This is a genomic window from Pseudomonas sp. NPDC089534, from assembly GCF_044749305.1.
In the GTDB taxonomy this organism is placed as follows: domain Bacteria; phylum Pseudomonadota; class Gammaproteobacteria; order Pseudomonadales; family Pseudomonadaceae; genus Aquipseudomonas; species Aquipseudomonas ekonensis.
The window spans coordinates 1-8,745 of record NZ_JBIVHR010000149.1; the positions used below are offsets into that span (position 1 = coordinate 1).

The following is an 8,745-nucleotide window of genomic DNA, read 5'->3' on the forward strand; positions in this document are numbered from 1 at the left end:
CAGGTTTTGCGGTGGTCTGCCAATTCTGCGAACACCGCCGAACTGTGTGGGAGCTGGCTTGCCAGCGATGCGGTGGGCACCCGCTTTCGGGCAATCCCCCAACCGTGGGCTATAAACCAATAGGGACGTATCGGGAAGTCGCCGCCATGAACATGCAGTCACCATCGCTTCCAACCGGGGAGGGCAGCCTTCGCCTGAGCTCGCGCAAGCAGCCGTTCAACCTGCTGCGCTGGTTTTCGTTGATCAGCATGGCCGTGATCGGTTCTGTGGCCGTGGCGCTCGGGGCGGTGTCGACGCGTTTCGTGATCGACGAAAGCGTGCAGCGCGACGCCTTGCTGACCGCGCAGTTCATCCAGGCCATCGCTTCGGCGGAGGTGCGGCATGTCTCGATCCCCAACATCCGCACCATGGGCGATCTGCTCGACCCGCGCCACGACAACGATTTTCCCGATGTCGATCCCGCCGCCCGGGCCAATGCCCGCGACGAGTTCCTCGACCACGTCGCGCACTTGCCGGACGTGATCCTGGCCAACATCTACGCCCCCGACCGGCAGGTGATCTGGTCAACCAACCCGGCCCTGATCGGTACGCGCATCCACGCCGACGAAGACCTCGACCGGGCCTTCGACGAGAAGATCCCGGTGTCCGCCAGCTACCACGACGTGGACAAGGGCCGCGAAGAGCAGAAGTTCGTCGTGCCGCCGGAGTACATCTTCATCGAGAACTACATCCCGCTGTTCGACGCCGAGGGCACGCATGTCACGGCGATGGTCGAGATCTACAAGGAGCCCAAGGATCTGATCAGCCGCATGGAGCGCGGGCTGGTGCTGATCTGGCTGGCCACCGCGCTCGGCGGCGGGCTGATCTACCTGGGGCTGTTCTGGATCGTGCGGCGGGCGGCGATCCTGCTGGCGGCGCAGCAAAAGCAACTGATCGCCAACGAAACCTTCGTCGCGCTGGGGGAGATGTCCTCGGCGGTGGCCCACAGTCTGCGCAACCCGCTGGCGACCATCCGCTCCAGCGCCGAACTGGCGCTGGAATTCGATGCGGGCCCCGCGCACAAGAACATCAAGGACATCATCGGCCAGGTCGACCGCATGTCCAAATGGGTGCGCGAGTTGCTGCAGTCGCTGCGCCCGCTCAACGATGAGCCGGAGCCGGTGAACCTGGTGGCGGCGCTGCACGACAGCCTCACGGCGTTCGAGCAGCAGATCGCCAAGGCCGGCGTCCATGTGGTGTTCCACCCGCAGGAGACGCCGATGGTGCTCAGCCAACCGGTGCAGCTGACGCAGATCCTCAACAGCCTGCTGGCCAACGCCCTGGAGGCGATGGACAAGGGCGGCACGCTGACCGTCGGCCTGGAGACCGGCGACGGCCGCAGTGTGACGGTGATGCTCAGCGACACCGGCAAGGGCATGAACGAGGAGCAGCGCAGCATGGCGTTCCGGCCGTTCTTCACCACCAAGCAGGGCGGCCTCGGCGTGGGCCTGGTGCTGGTGAAGCGGATCATGGAGCGTTTCGGCGGCGGCGTGACCCTGGACAGCCGCGAGGGCGAGGGCACCACCGTCCGTCTGGCGTTCCAGCTCATCCAGTGACCGCAAAAAAAACAATCTGAACTTTCCCCACCACTGGGTGTCAGGCCCCGGTCACCGGGGAGTGGGGAATTCATCAGCGCGCCTAACCTGTTGTTTAAGAAGGCATTAATACTTTGGCGAGGTAATTGCAAAACACCATCACCCCTTCCTTTTGACGAGGCGGCTGGTGATGGACAGAACAACGCGTTACCCCTGCAAGCAATTCCTGCTGACGCCGCTGAGCGTCTTTCTGGCATTGACCCTCGGCACCATGGCCGTCCGGGCCAGCCCCATCGACGACGAAAGCCAGCCGGAGGCCTCCGACCCTTCCGCCTACTACGACGAGCCGGCGGACGAGCCGGCGGCGTTGAACGCTATCCTGACGATGCCCGAGGCCAACGTCGATTCCTTCGACCTGCCCAACGGCGTCAAAGGCACGCGGGATTCGACCCGCACGGAAAACGTCCTGCCGCCGCGGGTGCAGACCAGTTTCAACTACCCCACCAACGGCAAGCCGAGCCCGCTGTACGGCGCTCAGCCGTTCACCCAGCAACTGACGCTGTTCGAGGAGTTCGGCCCGGAAAGGCTCGACCCGACCACACCCGCGGCGCCGCTGGGCTTTCCGCCGGCGGCCATTGGACCTGCGCCGGCGCAGGATCCGAACAGCGTCGCCCGCAGCGCACCGCCCGGCACCGCGCTGGACGCCTTCCTGCGTCAGCCGGGGCTGACGCCGTTCCCCAGCCAGTTCGCCAACGTGGTGGACCGCAACCCGTGGCAGGCGCAGATCGAACTGTTCCTCAACCGCCACATCGGTTCTTCCGCCGAGGGCCGTCCGCCGGGAAAAGGCTGGGCCCATCAGCGCTGGAACGAGTTCTACCCGCAAGTGGCCTACAAGACCGTGCAGACCGGCGCGCGCCTGAACGGCGGGCTGCGTGACAGCCGGCAGATGCACGGCTATGCGGTCGGCGAATTCGGGCCGGGCGGGCTGTACCACAACGTGGCCGGCGTGCCGGCGACCGACGGCACCGCCAAGGGCGTCGATCCGCGGTTCCACCCGGCCATGCCGGCGCAGAACCACAACGCGGTGTGGACCTTCGACGGCACCCTGCCGCCCAAGCTGCTGATGGTGCGCTACGGCCAGCCGGTGCTGATGCGTCACTACAACGGCTTGCCGATCGACCCGTCGGCCAACCGCGGCTTCGGCCTGCACACCATCACCACCCATGAGCACAACGGCCACGCGCCGGCGGAGAGCGACGGCTACGCCAACGCGTTCTTCTTCCCCGGCCAGTTCTACGACTACCGCTGGCCGATCCAGCTCGCCGGCTACGACAGCATCAACACCAAGGCCCAGGATCCGCGCGCCGCGTTCCCCTGCGCACCGGGAGAGACGCTGTGGGTCAACGACCTGACGCCGGGGCTCAAGACCTGCGACCACGGCACCATCAAGATCCGCGGCGACTACCGGGAAACCATGAGCACCCACTGGTTCCACGACCACATGCTCGATTTCACCGCGCAGAACGTCTACAAGGGCAACGCGGCGATGATGAACTACTACAGCGCCATCGACCGGGGCAACGAGTCGGTGAACGACGGCGTCAACCTGCGCCTGCCCAGCGGCAGCGCCTTGCCGTGGGGCAACCGCGACTACGACATCAACCTGGTGTTCGCCGACAAGGCCTGGGACCAGGAAGGCCAGCTGTGGTTCAACCCGTTCAACACCGACGGCTTCATCGGCGATCAGGTGCTGGTCAACTGGCAATGGCGGCCGATCCTCGACGTGCGGGCGCGCAGCTACCGGTTCCGGATCCTCAACGGTTCGGTGTCGCGCTACTTCAAGCTGGCCATCGTGCGTGAGGTCAAAGGTTCCGGCGGCGAGTTCCAGGGGCCGAAGAACTCGGGCGTGTCCTACAGCCGCGTGCCGTTCCACATGATCGCCAACGACGGCAACATCATGGAGCACAGCGTGCCGTTCGACGGCACCATGGACCTGGACGCCGACGGCGACAGGCAGAACCACAACGCGATCCTGCCGACCCAAGGCATCGCCGAGCGGTTCGACATCATCGTCAACTTCGCGAAAAACGGCATCAAGCCCGGCGACAAGCTGTTCGTGGTCAACCTGCAGGCCCAGGACGACGGCAAGGGGCCCAAAGAGGTCATCTCGCTGGCCGATGTGCTGTCGGAGAAATACCTGGCGGTGATCAAGCAGACCAGCAAGGGCCCGCAGTGGGACAAGGGCGACCCGGCGGTGGGCAAGGTCCTGCAGCTCAACGTCAAGTCCTACAGCGGCCAGGACCTGGCCATGGATCCGGCGGCCTATGAGCCGGCCAAGCCTGGCAAGGCCGAAGGGCTGACGATGATCCCGCTGAAGATCCACCGCGACAACGCCGCCGACAAGGCCCTGCTGGCCAAGGCCCTGCACCGCACCTTCACCTTCGGGCGCTCCGACGGCACCGACGAGGCGCCGTGGACGATCAAGACCGACGGCGGCTTCGGCTTCCACATGGATCCGCGTCGCCTCAATGCGTCCACCAAACTGGCCAGCGGCCCGACCGACGCCGGCGTCAGCGGCATCGGCACCCTGGAGGTGTGGAACATCAAGGCCGGCGGCAAGGGCTGGAGCCATCCGGTGCACGTGCACTTCGAGGAGGGGATCATCCTCAGCCGCGGCGGCAAGGCCCCGCCTGAGTGGGAAAAATGGGCGCGCAAGGACGTCTACCGCATCGGCTCGGAGGCCGACGGGCTGGACAGCGTGGAGATGGCGATCAATTTCCGCGAGTTCGCCGGCACCTACATGGAGCATTGCCACAACACCCAGCACGAGGACAACTCGATGCTGCTGCGCTGGGACCTTGAGAAACCGGGGCAACTGCAACTGATGCCGACGCCGCTGCCGAGCTGGGACGGGGTGCGCTACGTCAACTCCGCCGCGCTGCCGACCTTCCGCACCGGCGACGGCTTGGGTCCGCAAGTGGTGGTCAAGCCATGAACCGGGAGGGAGCGGAGATGAAACGGTCGACACTGCGCTCCCAGGCCTGGGGCATGCATCGGGTGCTGGCCCTGGTGGCCTGCCTGCTCGGCGCGCAGGCGCTGGTGGCGCACCAGGAGAACACCGGGGCCGGCGCCGCGCCGCCGGCCCCGGCCAGCGAAGCCGCCACCCCGTGGGGCGGCGACTACTTCCCCAACACCCTGCTGACCGACCAGGACGGTCGGCAGGTGCGTTTTTTCGACGACCTGATCAAAGGCAAGGTGGTGGTGATCAACTTCATCTTCACCTCGTGCAGCGATTCCTGCCCGCTGGAGACCGCACGCCTGCGCCAGGTGCAGAACCTGTTGGGCGACCGGGTCGGGAAGGACATCTTTTTCTACTCGATCAGCATCGATCCGCTGAGCGACACGCCGGCGGTACTGAAGGCCTACGCCCAGCGGTTCAAGGTCGGGCCGGGCTGGCGGTTCCTCACCGGCGAATTCGAAGACGTGACGGACCTGCGCAAGAAGCTGGGGCTGTTCATCGAAGGCGTCGACAACGGCCGCAGCAAGGACCACAACCTGAGCCTGATCGTCGGCAACCAGGGCACCGGGCGCTGGATGAAGGCCTCGCCGTTCGAGAATCCGTGGATCCTCGCCGACCAACTGGCCAACACCCTGCAGAACTGGAAAGAGCCGAGCACCGGGCAGAGCTATGCCGAGGCCCCGCAAATCCGCCCGCCGAGCAATGGCGAGGAACTGTTCCGCACCCGCTGCGCCTCGTGCCACAGCCTCGGCCCGCTGGACGGCCAGGGCATCGGCATGCGCAGCATCGGCCCGGACCTGATCGGCGTCACCCGCCAGCGCGACGCCGCGTGGCTCAACCGCTGGATCCGCGAACCGGACCGCATGCTGGCGGAAAAGGATCCGATCGCGGTGCAACTGTTCGAACGCTACGAGCGCATCCCGATGCCCAACCTGCGCCTGGACGAGGCGTCCGCGCAATCGGTCATCGAGTTCCTGCGCGACGAGACCGAGCGTCAGCATCCTTCGGTGCAACCGCTGGCCGACGGAGCCTTGACGCCGACAGGCACGGGGCCCGCCAGCGAAACGGTGAGCCGCATGCAATAGCGGCCAAATAGCATCAACGGGCCGTGTGTCACGGTCATTGCCACCTACACTCATTCGTGATGGCGGCTGTAACCGGCCTGATACAACAAAACCAGGGCACCTCCATGCAACGACTGGAAGAACAGACAACATCGGCGCCGAAGGACAAGGCCGTTGCCGGCAAGTTCTGGGGTGGGCCGTTCAATCTGCTGCGCTGGTTTTCGCTGGCCAGTTTTTTCATCATCGCTGCCGTGGCGCTGGGCCTGGGCTATGTCTCCACGCGTTTCGTGGTCACCGAGAGCGTGGAGCGCGATGCGCTGCTCACCGCGCAGTTCGTCCAGGCCATCGGCGACGCGGAGATGCGCCACGCCGGCATCAGCGCGCAACGCACCATGGGCGAGATGCTCGACCCGCGCCAGGACGAGAATTATCCGGATGTCGATCCCGTCGCCCACGTCGCCGCCCGGGCGGAATTCCTCGACCACGTCGAGCACCTGCCGGACGGCCTGCTGGCCACGGTCTACGCCCTGGACCGCACGGTGATATGGTCGACCAACCCGGACCTGATCGGGGTGAAGTTCGAGGACGACGACGAGCTGGACGAGTCGTTCGAGATGCAGGTGCCCGTGTCGTCCAGCTACCACAAGATCGACGACGAGAAGCCCGAGCAGAAACTGTCCCGCGAACCCAAGTACCTGTTCATCGAGAACTACATCCCGATGTTCAACGCGGACCGGAGCAAAGTCGTCGCCATGGTCGAGATCTACAAGGAGCCGGCGGACCTGGTGGAGCGCATCGACCGCGGCTTCGCCTCGATCTGGGCCGCGACCCTGCTGGGCGGGGCGGCGATCTACCTGGGGCTGTTCTGGATCGTGCGGCGGGCCTCGACCTTGCTGCAGACCCAGCAACAGCAGCTGATCAGCAACGAAACCTTTGTCGCCCTGGGCGAGATGTCCTCGGCGGTGGCCCACAGCCTGCGCAATCCGCTGGCGACCATCCGCTCCAGCGCCGAACTCGCGCAGGAGGTCGCCAGCCAAGGGGCGCAGCGCAACATCGGCGACATCATCAGCCAGGTCGACCGCATGTCGCGCTGGGTGCGCGAACTGCTGGTGTCGCTGCGGCCGATGCACGACGACGGCGAAGCGGTGGACCTGCTGCCGGCGGTCGAGGACACCCTCGGCGCGTTCGAGGCGCTGATCCGGCGCAACGGGGTCGAGGTGCGGTTCGCGCCGCGCGGTTGCCCACCGGTCGTCAGCCAGAAGGTGCTGTTGACGCAAATTCTCAATAGCCTGTTCGCCAATGCCCTGGAAGCGATGCCCAAGGGCGGCGTGCTGAGCGTCGACATCGAGACGCCGCAGGCCGACTGCGTGCGCGTGACCCTGGGCGATACCGGCAAAGGCATGAGCACCCAGCAGCAGCTGCTGGTGTTCAAGCCGTTTTTCACCACCAAGCAGGGCGGCCTCGGGGTCGGCCTGGCGTTGGTCAAAAGAATCATGGAGCGTTTTCAGGGCTCGGTCGTCTTGACCAGCAAAGAGCAGGAGGGAACCCGCGTCAGTCTCAACTTCAAAGTGGCATCGGGAGGGGAATATGGAGCACAGCATTCTGCTGGTCGAGGATGACGAACTGTTGGCCGAGAATATTCAGACCTACCTGGAGCGCAAGGACTTCGAGGTGACGGTCTGCCATTCGGCCGAGGACGCGCTGGAGCAATTGGGCAGCTTCATGCCGGACGTCGTGCTGACCGACAATTCGCTGCCGGGCATGAGCGGCCACGACCTGATCCAGAAGCTGCGCATCAGCGCGCCGGATCTGAAAGTGATCATGATGACCGGCTACGGCAACGTTGAAGATGCGGTGGTGGCGATGAAGGAGGGCGCCTTTCATTACGTCACCAAGCCGGTTGCGTTGCCGGAGCTCAAGCTGCTGCTGGACAAGGCCCTGGCCACCGAGCGGATGGAGCGCACGCTGTCGTTCTACCAGGAGCGCGAGGCGCAGAAGTCCGGGGTGCAGGCGCTGATCGGCGAATCGGCGCCGATGCACCACCTCAAAAGCACCCTGGGCCAGTTGCTCGACGCCGAGCGGCGCATGACCGGCGGCGACCTGCCGCCGGTGCTGGTGGAAGGCGAGACCGGCACCGGCAAGGAACTGGTGGCCCGCGCGCTGCATTTCGACGGTTCGCGCAGCAAGGGGCCGTTCATCGAATTCAACTGCGCGTCGATTCCCTCCAACCTGGTGGAGTCGGAACTGTTCGGCCACGAGAAGGGCGCGTTCACCGACGCCAAGGACCGCCGGGTCGGGCTGGTGGAGGCGGCGGACGGCGGCACGCTGTTTCTCGACGAAATCGGCGAAATGGACCTGGTGCTGCAGGCCAAGCTGCTCAAGTTGTTGGAGGATCGCACCATCCGTCGGGTCGGTTCGGTCAAGGAACGCAAGGTCAACCTGCGGGTGATCAGCGCCACCAACTGCAACCTCGAGCAGATGGTGCAGCAGGGCAAGTTCCGCCGGGACCTGTTCTTCCGCCTGCGGATCATCTCGATCAAGGTGCCGCGCCTGTACGCCCGGGGCGACGATGTCCTGCTGCTGGCCCGGCACTTCCTCGCCAGCCATGGCAAGCGCTACGGCAAGCCGAACCTGCATTTCAGCCAGCAGGCCGAGGAGTTGCTGCTCGGCTACACCTGGCCCGGCAACGTGCGCGAACTGCGCAACATGCTGGAGCAGACCGTGCTGCTGGCGCCGGGCGACACCATCGCCGCCCACCAGTTGAACGTGTGCATGAGCCTGGTGGACGAGCCGGCGCTGCACCAGCACGAGATGCCGCACTTCGAACCGCGCCCGGCGAGCAACACCGAGTCGATGAACCTGCCGGAGGTCGAGCGCGACATGGTGCGCAAGATGCTCGACAAGACCGACTGGAACGTCACCAAGTCCGCCCGCCTGCTGGGCCTGAGCCGCGACATGCTGCGCTACCGCATCGAAAAGCTCGGCCTGGCCCGGCCGGACAAGCGGCAGTGGTGAACGCAGGATCCGTGTCGCCGCCATCGCCAGCAGGCTGGCTCCCACAGGGGATAGCGGGTGTATGCAGGATCTG

The 8,745-nt window shown here is 65.5% G+C and carries 5 protein-coding genes; all 5 read left to right on the top strand.

Annotation, left to right across the window (positions count from 1 at the left end; genetic code table 11):
• The first annotated feature begins 146 nt into the window (after positions 1 to 146).
• The 5 genes from ACIP0B_RS27095 to ACIP0B_RS27115 all read left to right on the top strand — a co-directional run bounded on the left by ACIP0B_RS27095 (position 147) and on the right by ACIP0B_RS27115 (position 8,672).
• Positions 147 to 1,595, top strand: coding sequence for a sensor histidine kinase (locus ACIP0B_RS27095; RefSeq protein ID WP_400837974.1), 1,449 nt, complete (start codon positions 147 to 149; stop codon positions 1,593 to 1,595).
• Positions 1,596 to 1,764: 169 nt separating this feature from the next.
• Positions 1,765 to 4,569 carry a multicopper oxidase domain-containing protein gene (locus ACIP0B_RS27100; RefSeq protein WP_400837977.1) on the top strand — a complete coding sequence of 935 codons (2,805 nt, stop codon included), beginning with the start codon at positions 1,765 to 1,767 and terminating at the stop codon, positions 4,567 to 4,569.
• A gap of 17 nt (positions 4,570 to 4,586) precedes the next feature.
• A complete protein-coding gene (locus tag ACIP0B_RS27105) occupies positions 4,587 to 5,678 on the top strand; it encodes an SCO family protein (protein WP_400837980.1) in 1,092 nt (363 codons plus the stop codon).
• Positions 5,679 to 5,782: 104 nt separating this feature from the next.
• Positions 5,783 to 7,276, top strand: coding sequence for a sensor histidine kinase (locus tag ACIP0B_RS27110; protein ID WP_400837983.1), 1,494 nt, complete (start codon positions 5,783 to 5,785; stop codon positions 7,274 to 7,276).
• Complete coding sequence (locus tag ACIP0B_RS27115) at positions 7,245 to 8,672, top strand: sigma-54-dependent transcriptional regulator (protein ID WP_400837986.1); 1,428 nt, start codon at positions 7,245 to 7,247, stop codon at positions 8,670 to 8,672. The genes ACIP0B_RS27110 and ACIP0B_RS27115 overlap by 32 nt, the downstream gene beginning before the upstream one ends.
• Positions 8,673 to 8,745: the final 73 nt, after the last annotated feature.

Excerpts from the sequence above, each read along its gene's own strand:
- ACIP0B_RS27095 (WP_400837974.1), top strand. The coding sequence starts at position 147 with ATGAACATGCAGTCACCATCGCTTCCAACCGGGGAGGGCAGCCTTCGC.
- ACIP0B_RS27100 (WP_400837977.1), top strand. The coding sequence starts at position 1,765 with ATGGACAGAACAACGCGTTACCCCTGCAAGCAATTCCTGCTGACGCCG.
- ACIP0B_RS27105 (WP_400837980.1), top strand. The coding sequence starts at position 4,587 with ATGAAACGGTCGACACTGCGCTCCCAGGCCTGGGGCATGCATCGGGTG.
- ACIP0B_RS27110 (WP_400837983.1), top strand. The coding sequence starts at position 5,783 with ATGCAACGACTGGAAGAACAGACAACATCGGCGCCGAAGGACAAGGCC.
- ACIP0B_RS27115 (WP_400837986.1), top strand. The coding sequence starts at position 7,245 with ATGGAGCACAGCATTCTGCTGGTCGAGGATGACGAACTGTTGGCCGAG.